The 20,059-nt window shown below is 60.5% G+C and carries 16 protein-coding genes and 1 pseudogene; 14 read left to right on the top strand and 3 right to left on the bottom strand.

Annotated features, from left to right (window positions below; translation table 11 throughout):
* Positions 1-2: 2 nt before the first annotated feature.
* The 3 genes and pseudogenes from Thiosp_RS12935 to Thiosp_RS12925 all read left to right on the top strand — a co-directional run.
* Positions 3-377: pseudogene (locus tag Thiosp_RS12935) on the top strand (ISNCY family transposase); the annotation flags it as partial.
* A gap of 628 nt (positions 378-1,005) precedes the next feature.
* Positions 1,006-2,604, top strand: coding sequence for a DUF4435 domain-containing protein (locus Thiosp_RS12930; protein WP_201064501.1), 1,599 nt, complete (start codon positions 1,006-1,008; stop codon positions 2,602-2,604).
* Positions 2,605-2,804: 200 nt separating this feature from the next.
* On the top strand, positions 2,805-3,584 hold the full coding sequence (locus Thiosp_RS12925; RefSeq protein ID WP_201064499.1) for a DUF4417 domain-containing protein: 780 nt from the start codon (positions 2,805-2,807) through the stop codon (positions 3,582-3,584).
* 164 nt (positions 3,585-3,748) lie between these two features.
* Here the strand turns inward: Thiosp_RS12925 and Thiosp_RS12920 are convergent, their stop codons facing one another.
* The 3 genes from Thiosp_RS12920 to Thiosp_RS12910 all read right to left on the bottom strand — a co-directional run bounded on the left by Thiosp_RS12920 (position 3,749) and on the right by Thiosp_RS12910 (position 7,930).
* Entirely contained in the window at positions 3,749-6,271 is a 2,523-nt protein-coding gene (locus Thiosp_RS12920; RefSeq protein ID WP_201064497.1) for an ABC transporter permease subunit, read from the bottom strand.
* A 4-nt stretch (positions 6,272-6,275) separates the two neighbouring features.
* Positions 6,276-7,397, bottom strand: a complete 1,122-nt coding sequence (locus Thiosp_RS24965) for an amino acid ABC transporter ATP-binding protein (protein WP_201064496.1) — start codon at positions 7,395-7,397, stop codon at positions 6,276-6,278.
* A 116-nt stretch (positions 7,398-7,513) separates the two neighbouring features.
* Positions 7,514-7,930: a hypothetical protein gene (locus Thiosp_RS12910; RefSeq protein ID WP_201064494.1), complete on the bottom strand. Its 417-nt coding sequence runs from the start codon at positions 7,928-7,930 to the stop codon at positions 7,514-7,516.
* 258 nt (positions 7,931-8,188) lie between these two features.
* On the opposite strand from Thiosp_RS12910, the gene Thiosp_RS12905 reads away from it, so the two are divergent.
* The 11 genes from Thiosp_RS12905 (at position 8,189) to Thiosp_RS12855 (ending at position 19,845) form a co-directional block, all read left to right on the top strand.
* Entirely contained in the window at positions 8,189-8,758 is a 570-nt protein-coding gene (locus Thiosp_RS12905) for a hypothetical protein (protein WP_323696458.1), read from the top strand.
* 93 nt (positions 8,759-8,851) lie between these two features.
* Complete coding sequence (locus Thiosp_RS12900) at positions 8,852-10,309, top strand: DDE-type integrase/transposase/recombinase (RefSeq protein WP_323696457.1); 1,458 nt, start codon at positions 8,852-8,854, stop codon at positions 10,307-10,309.
* Positions 10,306-11,157 carry an ExeA family protein gene (locus Thiosp_RS12895; RefSeq protein WP_323696456.1) on the top strand — a complete coding sequence of 284 codons (852 nt, stop codon included), beginning with the start codon at positions 10,306-10,308 and terminating at the stop codon, positions 11,155-11,157. The genes Thiosp_RS12900 and Thiosp_RS12895 overlap by 4 nt, the downstream gene beginning before the upstream one ends.
* Complete coding sequence (locus tag Thiosp_RS12890) at positions 11,157-11,966, top strand: DNA-primase RepB domain-containing protein (RefSeq protein ID WP_323696455.1); 810 nt, start codon at positions 11,157-11,159, stop codon at positions 11,964-11,966. The genes Thiosp_RS12895 and Thiosp_RS12890 overlap by 1 nt, the downstream gene beginning before the upstream one ends.
* 1,248 nt (positions 11,967-13,214) lie before the next feature.
* A complete protein-coding gene (locus Thiosp_RS12885; RefSeq protein ID WP_201062934.1) occupies positions 13,215-13,754 on the top strand; it encodes a hypothetical protein in 540 nt (179 codons plus the stop codon).
* A gap of 17 nt (positions 13,755-13,771) precedes the next feature.
* The gene (gene istA / locus Thiosp_RS12880; protein WP_323696454.1) at positions 13,772-15,271 is read left to right on the top strand and encodes an IS21 family transposase; all 1,500 of its coding nucleotides are present in this window, start codon (positions 13,772-13,774) and stop codon (positions 15,269-15,271) included.
* Positions 15,272-15,273: 2 nt separating this feature from the next.
* Entirely contained in the window at positions 15,274-16,098 is an 825-nt protein-coding gene (gene istB, locus Thiosp_RS12875) for an IS21-like element helper ATPase IstB (RefSeq protein WP_201062932.1), read from the top strand.
* On the top strand, positions 16,070-16,279 hold the full coding sequence (locus Thiosp_RS12870) for a hypothetical protein (RefSeq protein ID WP_201062931.1): 210 nt from the start codon (positions 16,070-16,072) through the stop codon (positions 16,277-16,279). Before istB ends, Thiosp_RS12870 begins: the two co-directional genes overlap by 29 nt.
* Before the next feature lie 130 nt (positions 16,280-16,409).
* Positions 16,410-18,203, top strand: coding sequence for a recombinase family protein (locus tag Thiosp_RS12865; RefSeq protein WP_201068574.1), 1,794 nt, complete (start codon positions 16,410-16,412; stop codon positions 18,201-18,203).
* Positions 18,204-18,250: 47 nt separating this feature from the next.
* The gene (locus Thiosp_RS12860; RefSeq protein ID WP_201068575.1) at positions 18,251-18,832 is read left to right on the top strand and encodes an RtcB family protein; all 582 of its coding nucleotides are present in this window, start codon (positions 18,251-18,253) and stop codon (positions 18,830-18,832) included.
* A 74-nt stretch (positions 18,833-18,906) separates the two neighbouring features.
* Positions 18,907-19,845 carry an AAA family ATPase gene (locus Thiosp_RS12855; protein WP_201068576.1) on the top strand — a complete coding sequence of 313 codons (939 nt, stop codon included), beginning with the start codon at positions 18,907-18,909 and terminating at the stop codon, positions 19,843-19,845.
* Positions 19,846-20,059: the final 214 nt, after the last annotated feature.

Genomic DNA, 20,059 nt, shown 5'->3' with positions numbered 1-20,059 from the left:
GTGCCTGCTACCCACGCATCAAAAGCCTCAGTTTCGACAAAGGCTTTCACAGCCCGAGCAACCAAAAGCAACTCGCCGAGGTGATCGACTTCCCCGTGCTGCCCAAGAAAGGCAAGTGCAACGCCGCCGAGCGTGAGCGCGAGCAAGATCCCGCATTCCGCCGGCGCAAACGCCGGCACTCGGCGGTTGAATCAGCCATCAATGCGCTCGAAGCCCATGGCCTCGACCGCTGTCCCGATCATGGCGCGGACGGCTTCGAGCGCTATGTCGCCCTCGCGGTGCTTGGGCGCAACATCCACCGCCTCGGCGCCATCCTCATCGCCGCTGATGCCGAGGCCGAACGCCGTCGGCGCCGACAACTCAAACGCGCCGCTTAAGGCGATTCCGCCGGGTGCCGTGAGACGGCCCGAGGGATCGGTTTGCCTTAATTTTGTCGCATTTAAGAATCATTATTAATACGCAGATTTCGGTGCCGCTCGCACCGAAAAAAGCCGTCGACATTCCGTGTTTAACTCGGCCGCAGCCGGGTATGCCTTGCGAAAAAATCGACTTTTCGGCCAGGCACTAGATAGAAAATTCTTTGTGAAAATAGGCTCTGATATGGCGCCAATTGAGGTAAGAGTTGAAATGAAACGAGTAGGCCACTAAGTTTTTGGACAAATTGTTGAAATCGGTGGCGCAAGTGATATCCATACCTATGGTTTTACTGGCTCATTTAAGAACCTAATATTAACTGGTGAATACGAAAATCAAGACTGCGCAAACATTGACCGAGGCAGTCTTAGCTTAATGCTTCGTGAGAATGGTAGTAGCCTTGAAGGCTTCTTCTCATCCTATGCTGATAGTGATCACAGAATTGCGCCATTTAAATGCATTCTAAAAAGACAGGGTAGGAGTGCAAATGCAGAATCAATATAACAAGGCACTGCATCGGATAAAATCTCCCTGCGGTCGATTTTCCCGCTGAGTGCGGCGTTATGCCTTATAAGGAAAAATTGAGGTTTCATGGATAACAAGCAACTGACTCTCCCAGCGGAGAATAATGGCACACAGTCAATAGAAACAAGCCAGAGCATCATGCTCGTCGGCGCAAACGGATCTGGCAAAACAAGGCTTGGTACTTGGATCGAAATATCATCTCCTCAGCGTGAGCTGGTACATAGGATATCAGCTCAAAAATCTCTATCTATGCCTGACTCAACTACACCTCAATCTATAGAAATTGCTGAGAAAAGCCTATTATTTGGCAACCCTGATTGGAGCTACCAACATAAAGTTCATAAATGGGGGAAAAAGCCAGCAACTTATATGCTAAGTGACTATGAAAAACTCATGGTCTACCTATTTTCTAGTGAAACAGAAGAGAACGCTAAATTCAAAATTGCCTGTAAATCTAGCAATGAACGCATAGAACCTCCCACAACAAAAATTGACCGTGTCAAAGATTTGTGGGAAGAAATATTACCACATAGAGAGCTGATTATAGGTGGATTGAGAATTCAGACACGTGTAAAAGGTGAAGAAGAAAAAGTATATAACTCATCTGAAATGAGTGATGGCGAGCGAGTTATATTTTACTTGATAGGCCAGTGCTTGGCCGCACCGCGTAATGCTATTATTGTCGTAGACGAACCTGAGCTACATCTTCACAAGTCAGTGCAAACGCCATTATGGGATGCTATCGAAGAACTTAGAGATGATTGCTTATTTGTTTACTTAACGCATGACGTTGATTTTGCGGCAGCCAAACAAACAGCCAAGAGAATATGGTTGAAATCGTTTGATGGTCAACACTGGGACTGGGAGCTAATTGAGCAAGATGAAAATCTTCCAGATGACCTTTTAGTCGAGGTATTAGGAAGTCGAAAGCCTGTGGTGTTTGTTGAAGGAGATAATGGCAGCCACGATGCAAGTTTATTTAGGGAGCTATTGCCAAACTTCCTCGTCATCCCCAGAGGGAGTTGTACGCAGGTAATTCAGTCAGTTAAAGCATTAAAAGCAAACCATCAAATACATCACCTGCAAGTATATGGAATAGTTGACAGAGATAGACGTGTACCTGCCGAAATTGCAAAGCTTGAACAAGATTCAATTTTTGTTCTCGATGTTGCGGAGGTAGAAAATCTATTTTGTACTAAAGAAATACTTGAGATTGTTAGCAACAGGCTAGGACGCGATCCTAATGCCGACTTCCAATCCGTATCGAACACTGTTTTTACAAGATTGCAGGGCGAGCTTGACAACCAAGTATCATTGCGAGTGTCTAGTGAGGTGAAGTTCTTACTTAACATGTTTGATGAAAATCAAAAAGGCGCACAAGCAATAGACGGTGCTCTACAGTCTCTAGTAGCTAGTATCGATATAAATCAGATCTACACTAATATACACCAGCTATATGCTGATGTCGTGCAAAAGCGTGACTATAATGTATTGTTATCTCTATATAACCGTAAATCATTGTCTGCTCAAGTAAGCAATGCACTTGGCTTAGCCAATGGCAGCCTGCCTGAAACAGTTGTACGTCTATCGAAGAGTGAATGCAAAGAGCAAATTAAAGATGCTCTCAAACCATACTTCGGTAACTTTCAGCAGAATATGGCATAACAAGGCACTCCAGCCGACGCCAAAAATCGGCGCGGCTGAGTTTGAACGTAACCGGCAGGGCATCCGAGCAAAGCGCCCAAAGCTGCTCGCATCATCGCCACACCCACCACCCTGCGCTAAACTCCGGTCAAGCCCACCCACAGGAGACGCGCCATGCACGAGAACCCCACCGGCGGCCGCAGCAACGACGAAAGGAATCGGTGACCCGCAGCTCCGCCAACTGGATTACCAAGCCGGGCAGTTTTGACCCGCTCAACACCGCCCGGCGCTTTCCCGCCAGCTCCCCGTTCGGGATCCCCGATCTCGAACCCCAGTCCTTCGATGTCCCCGAGGACATCCGCCTGCGCCCCTACCGCTCCCGCATCGACCGCCTCGACCATGCCCGCGACATCTGTCACTTCTACCTCGACGACTACCGTTTCGAGACCACCTGGAACAGCCCCGGGGTCGGCTGGCGCCATGTCTCGGCCTACTGGGCGACCTGCACGCCAGATTTCAGCCTTTACCCGGCCTGGCCCCGGGCGATGCAACTTTGGCAGACCTACCGCGCCCGCTGGGTCGCGCGCTTCTGGCAGGAGCGCGGCTGTCGGGTGATCCCGACCGTCAACTGGAGCGACGCGCAAAGCTGGGCGTTCTGCTTCGACGGCATCCCGCCCAGCCAGACCCTGACCATCTCGGTCGCCGACCTGCGCCGCCCGCACGTCGAGCGCCGCTTTCGCGCCGGCCTCGTCGCCATGCTCGAGCGTCTGACCCCGCGCTTGCTGCTGGTCTATGGCCGCCTGCGCTTTGATCCCGGCTGTCCCGTCCGCGAGATCGCCCCGGACTGGGAGCGCCTGCGCGCGCTGCCCACACCTGCCGCCACCGCGCCCGGGCCCTGGCTGTCGCCGAAGAAAGGGAAGGGGAGACCTGTCCCGTCGCCGCTGCCCGCACCGGCGCAAACCGCTAGCTCCGCCAGGGCGGCGAGAAAGAGTACCCACTGAGAATCCCTGCCAGCCCCGCGGGGCCAGTCGGCTCGAGACTTGTCCGCCCAGGCCGCGCGCGAAGAGCGCGCCGCATCGCTCCCGCACGTACCCCGCCGGCGCGCGAATAACGCGCCGGCCGCTTTCGCCTGCCACCCGGGGCAGTGGCGTCGTCGAAGCGGCAATCAGGGCAGCGAGGCGGCCGGCGGAAAACCAGAGTGGCTCCCCGCTTTGGCACGCCGTTTCGGATCTGTTCGCCGATCGATATCGTCGAGCACCAGCCCAAGCACCCAAATGATCAGGAAGTAGACGGCTGCCACCATGATCAGAGGGAGAAAGGCCTCGAAGGTGCGGCTGCGGATGATGTCGCCGGCCTTAGTGAGGTCTTGGACGCCGATGTAGCCGACAATGGACGTCATCTTGACCATGGAAATGAACTCGCCGCGATAGACCGGCAAGATGCGCCGGACCGCCTGCGGCATCACGATGTACAGGAAGGTCTGGACGCGGGTGAAGCCCATGGCGATGCCGGCCTCGGTCTGGCCGTGTTCGACACCCTTGATGCCGGTGCGGAACATCTCCGAGACATAGGCGGCGAAGTTCATGCCAAAGGCGATGATGGCAACCAGAATCGGGTCGATGTTGATTGAGGCAAAGGCGACGTAAAAGATCAACATCAAGAGCAGCAACACCGGCAGGCCGCGGATCAGGAAGATGTAGCCGGAGCCGAGCAGGCGCAGCACTTTCTGTGGCGACATCCGCAGCCAGCAGATGAAGGCGCCGAGTAGCGTGCCGACGAGAGTTGAGGCGACTGAGATGACCACAGTCACCCAAAGGCCGCTCAGGATCAGCTTCCAGCGCTGCTCAAGGACGAAGTTGGCATGCATGCTGGCCAGCAGATCATCGACACGAGATGGTGGCTGATTGGTCGCAGTGCTTGATGGACTTCTGGCGCCAGGGGTTGACGCGCTCTGTTGTGCGCTCGGCGGGCCCAATCTTTCTTTTAATACCAGCGCGGCCGAGCGCTCCTCATCGTACGGGATTGAGAAGTCGACCTTGGCCTTGCGCTCATCGGTGACGGACAGACGCGCCATGATCATGTCGATCTTGCCCACCGCGAGCGAGGCGATCATGGCGTCAAACTCCATCGGGATGATGTTGAGGGCCAGCCCCTCCTGGGCGGCAAACCGTTGCAGTATTTCGATGTCGTGGCCGATAGGCTCGCCGTCGGCCTGGGAGACGAAGGGCAGGCCAATCAGATAAGAAGTGCCGACGCTGATGGTCTCGCCGCTGCTCGCCCTAGGGATGTCCGGCATGACGACCGTCTCTGGCTGGTCGATCAGCCAGCGGCGCTGAATCGACGCCAGGGTGCCGTCGGCCCGGGCCGCAGTCAGGAAACGGTCGAACCGCTCACGCAGTTCGTTGTTCCCCTTGGCGAAGGCGGCAGCGATGGCGGTGCTGTAAAAATCATCCGCCAAGACCGCCAGATCCGGATTGGCCTTCACGATCTCTCGAATCGCATTGGCCTCCGTGATGGCGGCATCAACCTTTCCCGTCTTGACCGCGAGAACAAAATCCGCCTGACTATTGAAGCGCAGAATCTGCGCCTGCGGAAATGCCTTGGTCACGAAGATGTCCTGAGCCGTGCCGTTGAAGACCGCGAGCCTGCCCTGGGACAGGTCGGCAAGGCTCTGCCAGCCGGTGGTGCTGGGCGCGCCAGCGCCGGACTCAGCCTGCGGGGCCAGCCTGGATCGGAGCACCACAGCTACGGCGTGCCCCTTGACGTAGGGGGCTGAGAAGTCCACCGCCTTCGCCCGCTCCGGAGTGATCGCGATGCCATCGGTGATGATATCGACCTTACCGGCAGCAAGGGCCGGGATCAGCGCGCCAAAGTCCAACGACCGCATTGCCAGCTCGATACCTTCCTCGGCGGCGAATGCTTGCAGGATCTCCACATCGAAGCCGACATAGCGGCCATCCTTGTAGGCGACGTAGGGTAGGTCGGAGATGGACAGGCCGAGGACGAAGTGCCCCTTTGGGGCTTGCGCCCTGAGGAGATCGGGCATCTGGACCTGTTCAGGGGCCCCGTCAAACCAGCGACCACTAATCTCCGCATAGCGTCCATCGGCACGGATGCGCTGGAGAAACGCGTTGAACCGCTCGCGCAGTTCGGGCTGCTTGCGGCTGAAGCCGATGCCAAGGTCGTAACGAAAGAGATCATCATCGAGCACCGCGAGTTGGGGATGCGCCTGGATGATGGCCTTGGCGCTGATGGCGTCGAACAGACCCGCATCGACCTTGCCAGACTTAATCGCGACGATCAGGTCCGCGCTGGCGTTGAAGCTGGTTAGCTTCGCCTCGGGGTGGGTCTTTTCCATGTGCAGGCTCATGACGGTGCCCATGATCACCCCGATGCGGGCGTGCTCCAGATCGTCCATTGAGCGCCACCCGGAAGCGGCACGCTCGCCCCTTGCATCCGTGCGGGCCGGTTCTGCGGACAGGGCGATACTTCGCCCCGCAACTGGCCCGCTGTCAGCCGAGGGAGCGCCGGAATCGCAGCTGTTCAATCCTAGCAGGCTTAGCAGGGTCAGGATCAGTAGCCAACCTCTGGACAGGGTCATATTGGCTTTCATCCGGGGCTTGACTGTGAAGCAGCCGATTTCACCCTCCGGCATGGCCGGGGCCATGAGCCTTCCCGTGAATGTCATGGATTTACTCTCCGGGGTGGCCGGGACCATGAGCTGCAGGCGGCTTGATCAGCAGCCGCAGTCGGTTGCAGTCATGGGCACGCTGGTAGCGAATCTCCTCGGCATAGCCGCGGATGAGCTGCAGGGCAATGCCATCGTCAAGCTGTGCGCTCTCTAGCGGGTTCCCGACCGGGCCGAGGCTGTCGGTGCGAAGCTCAAGCTGGTGCTGCTTTTCGGAATAGGCCAGGGTGAGGTCGATGCAGGGTGAGCCTGGACAGGCAAGCAGGACACCCAGCAACTCCTCCACCAGCAGATGGGCCGCATAGGCAGTCTTGGCGGGGATCAGGTGCTTTTCGCAGAAACCCTCGATCTGACCGACCAGGGCGTAGAGGTCGTAATCCGGGCTCTCGACTCGCCAATGCAGGCTGCGCACCTTGCCGATGAAGTCTCGGGTTCGCTCGCGTAAGGGGTGCTCGAAGATCTGCTCAGGTGGACCCTCCTCGTAGATCAGGCCTTCGTCCATGTAGAGCACCCGCGTCGAGACGTCGCGGGCGAACTCCATCTCATGGGTGACAATGGCCATGGTCATGCCCTGCCGCGCGAGGCGTCGAATCACCCCCAGAACCTCGCTGACCATGGTGGGGTCCAGAGCCGAAGTCGGCTCGTCGAAGAGGATGATCTTGGGCTCCATGGACAGGCAACGGGCGATGGCAACACGCTGCTTCTGACCGCCGGAGAGCTGATCGGGGAATTGTTGGCCCTTCTCCGCCAACCCGACCATGCGCAGCAATTCCATTCCCTTGTCCGCCGCATCGGCAACTGGCCGACCCAGCAGTCGGATCGGGCCGATGCAGAGGTTCTCGAGCACCGTCAAATGGGCGAACAGATTAAAGGACTGGAACACCATGCCCATGCGTCGGCGCAGCGCGGGCACCTCGGCCTTGGATGCGAGGATATCGACGCCGTCGATCTCAATACGGCCACCGGAAGGGCGGTCGAGGAGGTTCAGGCAGCGCAGAAAAGTGCTCTTGCCGGTACCTGAGGGGCCAATGATGGAGATGACCTCGCCCCGTTTGATCTCGACATTGATGTCCTTGAGGACCTGGAGGTTGCCGAAATGCTTGGAGAGATGCTCGACTCGGATCATTTGCGGTGATTAGGCAGCCGATAGAGAGACGCCGTCCAAAGCGGCTGCGATGGTCAGAAAATACCAGGCGGCGACATAGCGCTCATCGACCGGGGGTGGGTCCTGCAACAGCTTGATCAGATGAAACAGCTGATAGGGCGATGAGTGATAGTCGTCGAGCCGGTCTGAAACAGCAGACTGAAATACTTATGCCCCCAGGCCAGCCGGCTGACCGTTGGCGCCACGCGATCCATCGCGGCTTGAAGCGCCTGATAGTCTGCGAGCTTGGGCTCAGACGGCATGGTGTCCAATTGTTCAACGCCGGTCAACAACTCATCGTGATGTTTGCGCGCCAAGGCAATTGCATCGGGCAGACTGAGGACCGTCTGTTGTTGCGAGGAGCCGCTCATCCATTGGCCGGTTTCCTTGCGATTGTAGAGCCCGAACTTCAGCGCACTGCCACCGGCAATGCTACCAAAGACCGCAGGCAGCTCATCGTCGTTCTTGAACTCAAGCCAATACACCAGGCTGTCCTGACTGCCGTGGCGGTGCATGGTGTTCAGTAGGTCTTCGCCATCAAGATTGCGCAGGACGTCCGGACCGAAATGCGAGCGGAAGTTGTTTTAAGCCGATTGCAGGATGGTCTCGGACAGCCGTGCACCCTGGTGAGCCTGAGCAGACTATTTGCGGGAATCGGCCGCGATTCTGAGCAAATTCAGTGAGGGAAAACAAAAAACCCCCTCAAACAACTTGACGCAAGTTGTCCGAGAGGGCTGTCTCCGAATTTCGCCAAAAACCAGGAGACAGTCCCAGTGTGTCACGCCTTTCTTGCCGACACGAACTTTTACCAACTGCTCACCCGGATCGACGAGTCGATTGCCGAGGAAGTCCGCGCGGGCGGCTGTGACTGCGGTGGTGCGTTGCACAGCGCCCGTTATCCGCGTAAGCCCCGAGGTGTTGTGCGTGGCGTCTTGGATGAGAGCTACCAGAGCCGTCTGAGTTTCTGCTGTGCCGCGGACGGGTGCCGGCGGCGCAGCACCCCGCCTTCCGTTCGGTTTCTGGGCCGCAAGGTCTATCTCGGGGTCATCGTCGTGCTGATTTCGGCCCTGCATGACGGACTGAGCGCATCGCGTCGCCGGCGCTTGATCAAGACGCTTGGTGTCACCGTCCAAACCCTGCGGCGGTGGCAGCACTGGTGGCGTGAGCAGTTTGTGCAAACCCGCTGCTTTCGATCCTTGGCTGGTCTGTTGATGCCGCCGATCGCCACCGAGCACCTGCCAGGATCCCTGCTGGAAAAATTGAGCGCAAAAGCGTTGTCCGAGCGCGTCGTGCAACTGCTGATATTGATCGCCCCGAGCACGACAGCGACAGGCTTGCTGTAGGGCAACGCCAACCCGCAGAAGACCTCATCGCGCCGCTGGGCGGCGCCTTCTAGACTCCCGGTGATGTGTGAAACAACTGGGAGGTGAAGACGAATGTCCGATGACAACGGCCTCGGTGATCCCGATGGTTGGGCGCGGTTGCGCTTTGCCATTATTGGTCCTTTATTGGCTGATCCTGCGCCGGCGAACGCGCTGGGCGCGCGGCTGAAGGCGCTGGCGGCCAAGTCATGGCGTCATCCGGTGACTGGGCGGGCGGTCAGTTTTAGCTTTGGGACCTTGGAGCGCTGGTATTACCTCGCACGCGATGCCCAAGACCCGGTGACCGCACTGCGCCCGCGCCGGCGCAGCGATGCCGGGGAGCAGCGCGCGCTGAGCCCGCGCCTGATGGAGGCCGTACAGGCGCAATACCGCGACTACCCCGGTTGGACGGTGCAGCTGCATTACGACAACCTCGCCGCCTTGTGCGCGGGCGATGAAACCCTGGGGCCGCTGCCCTCCTATGCCACCGTGCGCCGCTTCATGAAGCGCGCGGGCCTGCACCGCCGGCGTGTCCCGGCGCGCAAGACACCCGGGGCCGAGCAGGCCGCGCGGCGCCTGGAGGCCTGCGAGGTGCGCAGCTATGAAGCCCAGTATGTCCATGCCTTGTGGCATCTGGACTTTCATCATGGCTCGCGCAACGTCCTCACCCGGGGTGGCGTCTGGGTCAAGCCCCTGCTGCTGGCGGTCATCGACGATCACTCGCGCCTGATCTGCCATCTGCAGTGGTACCTCGATGAGACCACCGAGACCTTGGTGCATGGTCTGGGACAGGCGTTGCACAAGCGCGGGCTGCCGCGCGCCCTGATGAGCGATAACGGCGCGGCAATGCAGGCCGAGGAATTCACCGCCGGATTGCATGCGCTGGGCATCCTCCACGAGCCGACCCTGCCGTACAGCCCGTATCAGAACGCCAAGCAGGAGCGCTTCTGGGCCACGCTGGAAGGCCGCCTGATGGCGATGCTTAAGGGGCTGGAGGAGCTGAGCCTGCAGCGGCTCAACACCCTCACTCAGGCGTGGGTGGAGCAGGAGTACCACCGCAAGGTCCACAGTGAGACCGCCGCCACGCCGCTTGCGCGTCTTCTCGATGCGCCCAACGTGGGGCGCCCCTGTCCGGACAGCGAGCAGGTCCGCGCCGCTTTTCGTTGTCGCGTCCAACGCCGTCAGCGCCGCAGCGATGGGACGCTCAGCCTGGCGGGCAAGCGCTTCGAGGTGCCGGCGCGCTTGCGTCACCTTGAGCAACTGCATATCGCTTATGCCCGCTGGGATCTGAGTGCTGTGGACGTGGTTGATCCCCACTCGGGCGCCATCCTCTGCCGCCTCTATCCCCTCGATAAAGCCGCCAATGCCTCCGGGCAGCGTCGGCGCCTTGAGCCCGCCGGCGCACCGCCACCGCCATCACAACGCGCCACGACGCTGCCACCGTTGCTGCGCGACTTGCTCGCCGAGTATGCCGCCACCGGTCTGCCGCCGGCCTATCTGCCAAAACACGATGACCTGGAATCCAGTCGATGAACAAGACCCTGCTGGCCCTCTATGGACTGAAGTTCAATCCGTTCTCCCCGGAGCTGCCGACGGCGGCACTGCATCGCAGCGCGCCGGTGGAGCAGTTTTGCTGGCGCATCGAGCAGAGCCTGATCCGCGAAGGCGGTTTTGCGCTCATTCAAGGTGATCCGGGTACCGGCAAGAGTGCGGTACTGCGCCTGCTCGATGAGCGTCTGCGCCAGCTGCCCGATATCAGCGTTGGGGCGCTCACGCATCCCAGCTCGAAGGTGGCGGACTTCTACCGCGAGATGGGCGATCTGTTCGCCGTTGACCTCAAGCCCCATAACCGCTGGGGTGGCTTCAAGATCCTGCGCGAGCGCTGGCTGGCGCATCTGGAGACGACGCTGTTGCGCCCGGTGTTGCTCATCGACGAGGCGCAGGAGATGCATCCGACGGTGCTCAATGAGCTGCGTCTGCTGACCTCCATGCAGTTCGATTCGCGCACGTTGTTGAGCGTGATCCTGGCCGGCGATGGCCGCCTGGCGACCAAGCTGCGCCGTGAGGAGTTGCTGCCGCTGGGCAGTCGTATCCGTACGCGCCTGAGTATGGAGTATGCCAGTCGCGAGGCGCTGGTCGCCTGCCTGGAGCATTTACAACACAGTGCCGGCAATGCGAGTCTGATGAGCGCAGGGCTGATGAAGACGCTCGCTGAGCATGCGTTGGGCAATTATCGCGTGCTCACGACCATGGCGGCAGAATTGCTGGCGCAGGCTGCTCGGCTCGAACGCGCGCAGCTCGATGAACAACTCTACCTTGAGGTGTTTGGTTCAGCGGCGGGCAACGCCCGCCAACGCCCGAGTGCCAGGGCGGGCGCCTGATGAGCCGCTTGAGCGCTGAGCGCCCGCACCAGGCCATGACAGCGGCAAGACACACCGCCGTGATGCTTGAGGCATGGCACGACGCTGGCATCGTGCGTGCCGATTTGGCGGTGCGCACCGCCAAGGCGACGATGCTGTGGTTCCATGATCGCTCTTTGGATCAGCTTCCGTTGGGGCTGGCCAGAGCGCGCAATGTCCAACAGGCCGATATTTATATCCGTCCAGCCCGCGGCTATCCCTGGCCAATGGTGTTTCTCGATGATGTCGCACGGCCGATGGCGCAGCGCATCGCTCGGCACTATGCGGCCCTGGTGGTGCAGACTTCGACGCTCGGGGGCTGCCACCTGTGGCTACGGCTGACCCGCGCGCTCGATGAGGCGCAGCGCTGTGATGTGCAGCGTTGGCTGATCCCGCGCGTTGGCGCCGATCCGGGCTCGGTCTCCGGTGAGCACCTCGGTCGGCTCGCCGGGATGAAGAATGCCAAGCGTGGCGGGGAGTGGGTCAATGTCCTTCGGCGACCAAGCCCGCAGGAGCGCGTCTGGGATCCAACTCCGGCCTTGCCAACGATGGCTCCGGCTCCGCCGCCGGTCGTCAACTGCGCTCCACGGGCGCGCTTATCCACCGGTGATCCGTCCGAATCTGCCCGCGAATGGGGCTGGGTCTGCGGCGCTCTTGAGGCCGGCCTTGCACCGACCACGGTCTACCAACGCTTGCTCGAGCGCGCGTCCCCGCGTCGCGGAGCCGATGCCGAGCGCTATGCCCGCTACACCCTCGCTCGCGCCATTCGCCAGAGCGCTAGAGGCAACTGAACCCGCTGCGTCTCTCCCCCCTCAGGGGGGAAGCGTGGTTCACGATTCCGGCTTCCCGCTGTCGGCCAGTAACGGCCCCCGTGATCCCACACGCATTCCATGTCCTTCAAATGGCTTGGAAATGGGTCCCGCAATTATCGTGATTACGCTCACCTGGTCGGTGAGCTGCTGATGGCGTTGTTCGAGCTGTTCGCGAATGGCCGGTTCCAGATTCATGGGCGAGGATCAAAAATGCACTGTGTTTGTGAGGCGGCATGTAACCGGTGGAAATTGGGCAACGTCCGAAAGCACCTTGGTGCTTGGCAGCCAGATCGTCGACGTTAAGGGGATGGTATAGGAATTTTGCGCCTGCTGCTCTGCACCCGTACCATGCTAGCGCGCTGGATGACCGGTTCCGCACCTTACCGGGTTCTGGTTTTCTTAAATGCGATCTGTCCAGTGCGATCCATGTCGATTACCTCAGCTCATCACTGCGCCGCTGCCACCTCAACCGCCGACCATTCGGCAAAACGACAGCGCGCACTTGCTGATCGCCTGACCGGTGTCTCCGTCAGTCGATCTGGCGGGGTGGAGCAACACCGGAGTTCCAACGCCACCAACAACGTAGCAAACTCCCGCGTACAATGGGGCCTACGGGTCGCGCGAGCCTGTCTCTCGTGGGGCTTTCAGGGGACGGTGGATGCCGAGATTCGGCTGGTCATTGACGTCCCCACGACGCGGGAGGCTCAGTGATGAAGCGACCACAGCGGGCGTTGTCGGTGCGCATTGCCTTTGAACCGAACCGGTTTTCAGCCGAACGCTTGAGCGAGATCTACGCCCAGCTCAAGCCGACGGAATCACGCCCAATCGAAACGGCTCCTGCTGCGGCAAAGACCGCTCTACCACAGCGCCAACAGCGCCGAGGTGCGCGATTGTAGATGGCGCTCAAAAAGCGCTTATAGCCGGTGAATAGCGCAGTCAACCGCCAACGAGGCTGGTGACAAACCCCAGTCTCAGGTTGGTGTGGAAAGGCAGATCCAGGGGCCGAGGAGCGCACACCGGGAAGGAGCCCGGAGGGCGACTGGACGGTGTGCGCTCCTCGGCGCAGCGCCCGCGCGCGGCGGCTTGGTGTTGCGGGAGGGTCGCGTCATCGCCCTCGTCGGGGGTGACAACCGCGGAAAAAGCAGGTAGAGGCTTGGGGCCGTTGAGACAGGCGCGACCGCGGCTTCGACCACCACAGTCTCTCCGCGACCGCGCCCCCAACCGTGCATGGCACGGCCCGCCGGCAGTATCGGCCTGGCGGGAGAATACATCCACCCTCATCGGCGGGAGCCGCCGATGTGCGCCCATTGCGCCCCATGCCTCAGTGCCCGTCTGTTCCTCTGTGCCCGTTGCCGTCAGCAGGTCGTACTCTGCAGTCGCTGTGATCGCGGCAACCGCTATTGCGGCCCCACCTGCGCACAACGTGCCCGGCACGACGCCCAGCGTGCCGCCGCCCGACGCTACCAATCCAGCCGTCGCGGGCGCCATACCCATGCCGCCCGCCAAGCGCGCTACCGCCGTCGCCAGCGCGAAAAAGTGACGCATCAGGGTTCACCCCCGCGCCCATCCGATCAATGCTCCTGTGAGAACACCCCCACGCCGATTGCCGTGGCAGAGCCGGTCGCCGTTCTCAATCCCGCGGCGGTTGCCGATGATGCCCAGGTCCCCGAGGTGCCCTGTCATCGCTGCGGGTGTGAGTGCTCGCCTCTTCTGCGCCAAGGTTTTCTCCGCCGCCCGCAGTCAGGCGTTGCTGGCCGCGACCCCTGAAGCCAACAGGAGCCATCATGACCATCCCTTCCGAGCTCGAAGCCAAGATCCTGCGCTACTTCCTTGCTGAGCACTGGCGCGTCGGCACCATCGCCCAGCAGCTCGGCGTGCATCACGCCACCGTCGATCGGGTGCTGTCCCAGTCCGGACTGCCCAAAGTCGAGCGCGCCGCGCGTCCCTCGCTCATCGACCCCTATCTGCCCTTTGTCGTGGAGACGCTCAAGACCTATCCGCGTCTCACCGCCAGCCGGCTCTATGCCATGGTGCGCGAGCGCGGCTATCGCGGCGGGCCGGATCATTTCCGCCATTTGATTGCCCATGTGCGCCCACGCCCGCAGCCCGAGGCCTTTCTGCGCTTAAAGACCCTGCCCGGTGAGCAGGCCCAAGTCGACTGGGGCCACTTTGGCAAGCTCACCATTGGCCGGGCCACCCGCACCCTGATGGCCTTTGTGATGGTGCTGAGCTTCTCGCGGGCGGTGTTTCTGCGCTTCTTTCTCGATGCCCAGATGGCCAACTTCCTGCGCGGGCATGTCGGCGCCTTCGCGGCCTGGGGCGGCGTGCCGCGGGTGCTGCTGTATGACAACCTCAAAAGCGCGGTGCTTGAGCGCCAGGGCGAGGCAATACGCTTTCATCCAACGCTGTTGGAACTGGCCGGTCATTATCGCTTCGAGCCACGTCCGGTCGCGGTGGCGCGAGGGAATGAAAAAGGCCGCGTGGAGCGGGCGATTCGCTACATTCGCGACAGTTTCTTTGCTGCGCGCACCTTCAGTGATCTGGCGGATTTGAATGCCCAGGCTGATACCTGGTGTCAGGGCCAGGCGGCGGATCGGCCGTGCCCGGAGGACCGCGCGCAGTCAGTGCGCGCGGTTTTTGAACAAGAACGCCCGCATCTGCTGGCCTTGCCGCCGGTTCCCTTTCCTACCGAAGAGCAGGTGGCGGTGTCGGTCGGGAAGACGCCCTATGTGCGCTTTGACCGCAACGACTATTCCATTCCCCACACTCATGTGCGCCGCACGCTCACGGTGGTGGCGTCGCTCGGGCAGGTGCGGGTGCTCGATGGGGCCGCGGTGATCGCCACTCATGCGCGCTCCTTCGATGCCGGGGCGCAGGTGGAGGACCCGGCGCATGTGGCCGAGCTGGTGGCGCGCAAGCGCGCCGCGCGTCAGCACCGGGGGCAGGATCGGTTGATCCAGGCGGTACCGATCAGTCAGACCCTGCTGACCCAGGCCGCTGAACGCGGGGAGCCCTTGGGCAGCATGACGGCGGCTTTGCTGCGCCTGCTCGATTCCTATGGGGCGGCGGAGCTGACAGCGGCAATCGAGGAGGCGCTGGCGCGCGAGGTGCCGCATCCCAATGCGGTGCGCCTGGCGCTGGAGCGCCGCCGCGAGGCGCGCGGACAGCCGCCGCCGATTCCGGTCACCCTGCCGGCGGATGCGCGGGTGCGCGAGGTGGTGGTGCGCACCCCGGCGCTGGGGGATTACGACCAGTTGCATGATGAACCGCCACGGGAGGACTGAGCATGAGTGAACAGGATCCGCAGATGCTGAAACAACGCGCCCAGGCGCTGAAGCTCTATGGGGTGCTGGCGCATTGGGCGGAGGTGGTGGACGCGCCTTGGCTGGTGAGCGTGTTGCAGTGGGAGGAAGAGGCCCGGGCGCAGCGCTCGCTGGAGCGACGCATGAAGCAGGCGCACTTGGGGCGGTTCACACCACTGGCGGATTTCGATTGGAATTGGCCCAAGCGCTGTGATCGCGCGGCGATTGAGGAGTTGATGGGCCTTGGCTTTGTCGCCGAGGCGCTGAATGTGGTGCTGATCGGCCCCAACGGGGTGGGCAAGACGACGATTGCGCGCAATCTGGCGCGGCAGGCGGTGCTGGCCGGGCGCACGGTGCTGTGCACGTCGGCGGCGGCGATGCTCAATGCGCTGCTGGAAGCCGACGGGGAGCGGGCGCTGCGCGCGCGCCTGAATGCCTATGCCCGCGTGCAGCTGTTGCTGATCGATGAGATCGGGTATCTGTCGTATTCCAACCGCCACGCGGATTTGCTCTTTGAGGTGGTGTCACGCCGCTATGAGAGGCATCCGACCCTGGTGACAACGAACCGCCCCTTTGCCGAGTGGGGGGAGGTGTTTCCCAATGCCGCCTGTGTGGTGTCGCTGATCGATCGCTTGGTCCATCACGCGGAGATCATTCAGATCGATGGGGAGTCCTATCGGCTCAAGGAGGCGAAGGAGTCCGCGACGCGGCGGCGTGAGCAGCGCGCGGCACGGACCAAGCCGGCGTCAAAGACGCCTCCAGCACAGCCAGGAGAGGAGCATGTATCCACCCCCGATGATTCCCTATGATTGGTCGCCCGAGCAGGCGCTGGCGGTCGTTGACTGGTTGGAGATGCTCTGCGAGGGAATTTATGAGATCCATGGCCTCGCTATCGCCGAGGCCCGCGAACAGGCCTATCAGGAGCAACTGCGCGATGAACGTCAGCTGCCCTTGCCGTTGTTTCCTTCCTACAACGATGATCCGTTCTGAGTGACCTTCACCGGCCACCGGGCGCGGCTCGCTGTTCGGTGGCTCACCCTTCGCCTTCAGCGAGGGCGTCGCTTTGTCGGGCGGCTGGACTTCACCGTTTATCCGCAGGTTTGTTCAGCCGCTAACAGCGATGAGCCAGCCCCTGAACGTCGCCCTCTATGCCCGTGTCTCCTCCGATCGCCAGGCCAAGGCCGGCACCATCGACAGCCAGGTTGCGGCGCTGAAAGCGCGCATTGCCAGTGATGGCGAACAGCTTCCCGAAGAGCAGTGTTTCATCGACGCTGGTGTCAGCGGCGCGACCCTCATTCGCCCGCAACTGGAGCGGTTGCGCGATCGCGCGGCCATGGGCTTGATTGATCGGCTCTATGTGCTGGCCCCGGATCGCCTGGCGCGGAAATACGCCCATCAGGCCCTGCTGTTGGAAGAGTTCCAGCAAACCGGTGTCACCGTTGTCTTTCTCAATCATGCCGGCGGTGTGAGCCCGGAAGAAGACCTGTTATTACAGATGCAAGGCATGATTGCCGAATACGAGCGGGCGAAGATCATGGAGCGCAACCGTCGCGGGAAATTGCATGGCGCGCGTCATGGGCGCGTCAATGTGCTTGGCGGCGCGCCTTACGGCTATCGCTATCAGCGCAAGCAACTCGATGGCGCACCGGCGCAGTATGTGATTGATCTGTCCCAAGCGGCCACCGTGCGGCAAATCTTTCATTGGGTTGGCGTGGATCGCTTCAGTATCGGCGAAGTGACCCGCCGGCTTGATGCCGAGGGCATTCCCACCGCCACCGGCAAAGCGCATTGGGACCGCAGTGTGGTGTGGGGAATGCTGCAGAACCCGGCCTATATGGGTCGTGCCGCCTTCGGCAAGACCCAGTCACAGCCGCACCGCCCGCGCGTGCGCCCCGCCCGCCACAGCGCCGAAACGCCCAAGAAGGCCACCTCCGTCGTGCGTACCCCGCGCGCGGACTGGATTGAGATCCCTGTCCCGCCGCTGGTCAGCGAAGCGCTGTTTCTCGCCGTGGGGGAGCAATTGGAGGAGAATCGCCGCCTGGCACGCCAACGCCGGCGCGGCGCGCGCCATCTCCTGCAAGGGCTCATCGTCTGCGGGCACTGCCGCTATGCGTATTATGGCAAGCCTGTCAGCAAAAGCGCGGCCAAAGGTGGACAATGCTATGCCTATTATCGCTGCGTCGGCACCGATGCCTATCGCTTTGGCGGTGAGCGTATTTGCGACAACAAGCAAGTGCGCACCAGCCGGCTCGATGACCTGGTGTGGGAGCAAGTCCTGGCGTTGTTACAACAGCCTGAGCGCTTGCAGCAGGAATATGAACAGCGCCTCAATCGCCTGCAGCAGGCTCATGCGTCGCACACCGATACAGATGTGCTGGAAAAACAGCACCAGCACCTGAAACAAGGGAAATCGCGGCTGATCGATAGCTATACCGAGGGGTTAATCGATAAAAGCGACTTCGATCCCAAAATGGCGCAGCTCAATAGCAAACTCGAGCAACTTCACATTCAGATTGAGACAGCTCGCCAACAAGATGCTGGCCAGGCCGAACTGTTTCTGGTGATCAATCGGCTGGAGGAATTTGCCGCCGCGATTCAGGAACGTTTAACCGGCCTGGATTTCGAGACCAAGCGCGGCATCATTCGCGCGCTTGTCAAGCGTATCGAGATTTACCATGAGGAAATCCTGGTGGTTTTTCGGGTTGATCCCGATCCAAACATCGGCGACCCGGATGACAACGGCACCCCGGAAAAACCATCGGAGCAATCCAATGGAGCTTCAAGTATGCAAGATTGTAAGCGGCGTTCACAGGCTTCTTTTCCCGAAACCTCCTCTTCGCAACGCCATCCCGCCGTGGTTTGGCCCCGTTGGTGCATCAAAGCCAATGGCCGTCATGTCGTCTCGGCGCCTTGATGCGTGCGATTAACACTGCCGCCCCGAAACGGCGAGGAGGAACAAGCATGCCCATCCGGCAGGTATTCACCGAGGGCGAGAAGCCCGTCAAGGTCTGGACCGATGACATCGATTTACGCTCGCAAGCGCAGCTCATCAACATCTCCAGGCTGCTCTTCATTCACAAGCATGTTGCCGCCATGCCCGATGTGCATCTTGGCATCGGCGCCACCATCGGCAGCGTCATCGCCACCGGGAAGGCCATCATCCCGGTCTGGGTCACCCGCAAGGGTGCCATCCGCGCGCGCGAAGGTGATTTCGGCATCATCCCCGGTAGCATGGGCGCGAAAAGCTACATCGTGCGCGGCAAGGGCAACCCCGAGAGCTTCTGCTCCTGCGCCCACGGTGCCGGGCGGCGCATGAGCCGCACCGCCGCCGAAAAGCAGTTCAAGCCGGCCGATCTGGAAGCCCAAACCCAGGGTGTGGTGTGCCGTAAGTGTACCTCGGCCATCAAGGGACACGGACGACACATCGTTGATGTTGTCGTGGGGGCGGTCCCTGAAGACTGGGTGCCAATGGTACTGATGGACTGGAGCGGGGGTTTTTGGGGTCAGATGGCGGAGGAGTACCCACGGCTTTTGATCGCCTGACCGACCCCGTGAGGTCAACGGCATCCACTCGGTCGAGCCTTGGGCCATTTTCGGTGCTGGGGGATAGGGTCAAGATGAGCACCCTCGGCGCCTTTTTGGCAGAGAAAAAACAGCGTGGAAGTGCGCAAGGCCCGCTCGCGAAGGGGATGTTGTCGGTCTTTGCGCAGCAGAAATCACCACGAGAACTGTCTGGCGCACGCCGGCTACAATGTTTACTCGTCAGGTTGCTTGGAACTCCTATGGTACGTGCCCGCCGCAATTCACCCACCAGAGCCCTGACCGGCGCGCCCTATCTCCGTCAGATTAGGAGTCTAGCTGAGCGCTGGAAAGGCGAGGAATTTCCCTTTGCGGTCCCGGCTTTTCGAAATGGAATCGATATTCCACTGGAAACCAATGTCACGTTTTTTGTCGGTGAGAACGGCAGCGGAAAGTCGACGCTACTCGAAGCGATTGCGGAAATATGTGGATTCAATCCGGAAGGCGGGAGCCGGGACCATCACCGGGAAGCATTCGCGGACCGCTCAGAACTCGCTCAAGCGCTGCGCCTATCCTGGATGCCGAAGATGACCGATGGATTCTTTATGCGGGCTGAGAGCTTCTTCAACTTCGCCACATACTTAGATGGGGTCTCGGACTTCAAGGCATACGGAGGCAAGTCGCTCCATGCGCAGTCACACGGAGAGTCATTCCTTGCGTTATTCGATAACCGATTTGAGCAGGGGCTATACATTTTGGATGAGCCCGAGGCTGCCCTGTCGCCCCAACGCCAACTGGCCTTTCTAAGAATAATCCACGATCTTGAAGCTCCGGGTCATGCGCAGTTCGTTATTGCGTCTCACTCCCCGATCTTGCTGGCGTACCCGGGAGCGACTCTTTACCAGTTTACAGGCAGCGGAATTGAGGAAGTCGCCTACCGTGATACAGAACATTTCCTCGTCACCAAGGACTTTCTAAATGCGCCGGAGCGTATGCTGAAATACCTGTTCTCGGAAGGTGACGATGACGCAACATAACAAAACCCTGTAGGGAGGAAAGACCAACATGCTTCTAAATGGCGCCGATCTATCATCTGTGAAATTATAGAGTGTGACTCTACATTTTCAAGATCTTTGGCAACCGAGAAGAATCAAGAACAGTTCGCATCAATGATCTGTGGCGCGTCTGCTTTGTTTGGACCGAGGGCAACGCGGATCGCGTCGAAATTTGCGCTTACCATTAGAGGTCGAA

Source organism: Thiorhodovibrio litoralis, from assembly GCF_033954455.1.
GTDB lineage: Bacteria > Pseudomonadota > Gammaproteobacteria > Chromatiales > Chromatiaceae > Thiorhodovibrio > Thiorhodovibrio litoralis.
Note: the sequence above shows the minus strand (reverse complement) of the source record. Positions and strands in the feature narration are given on the sequence as shown.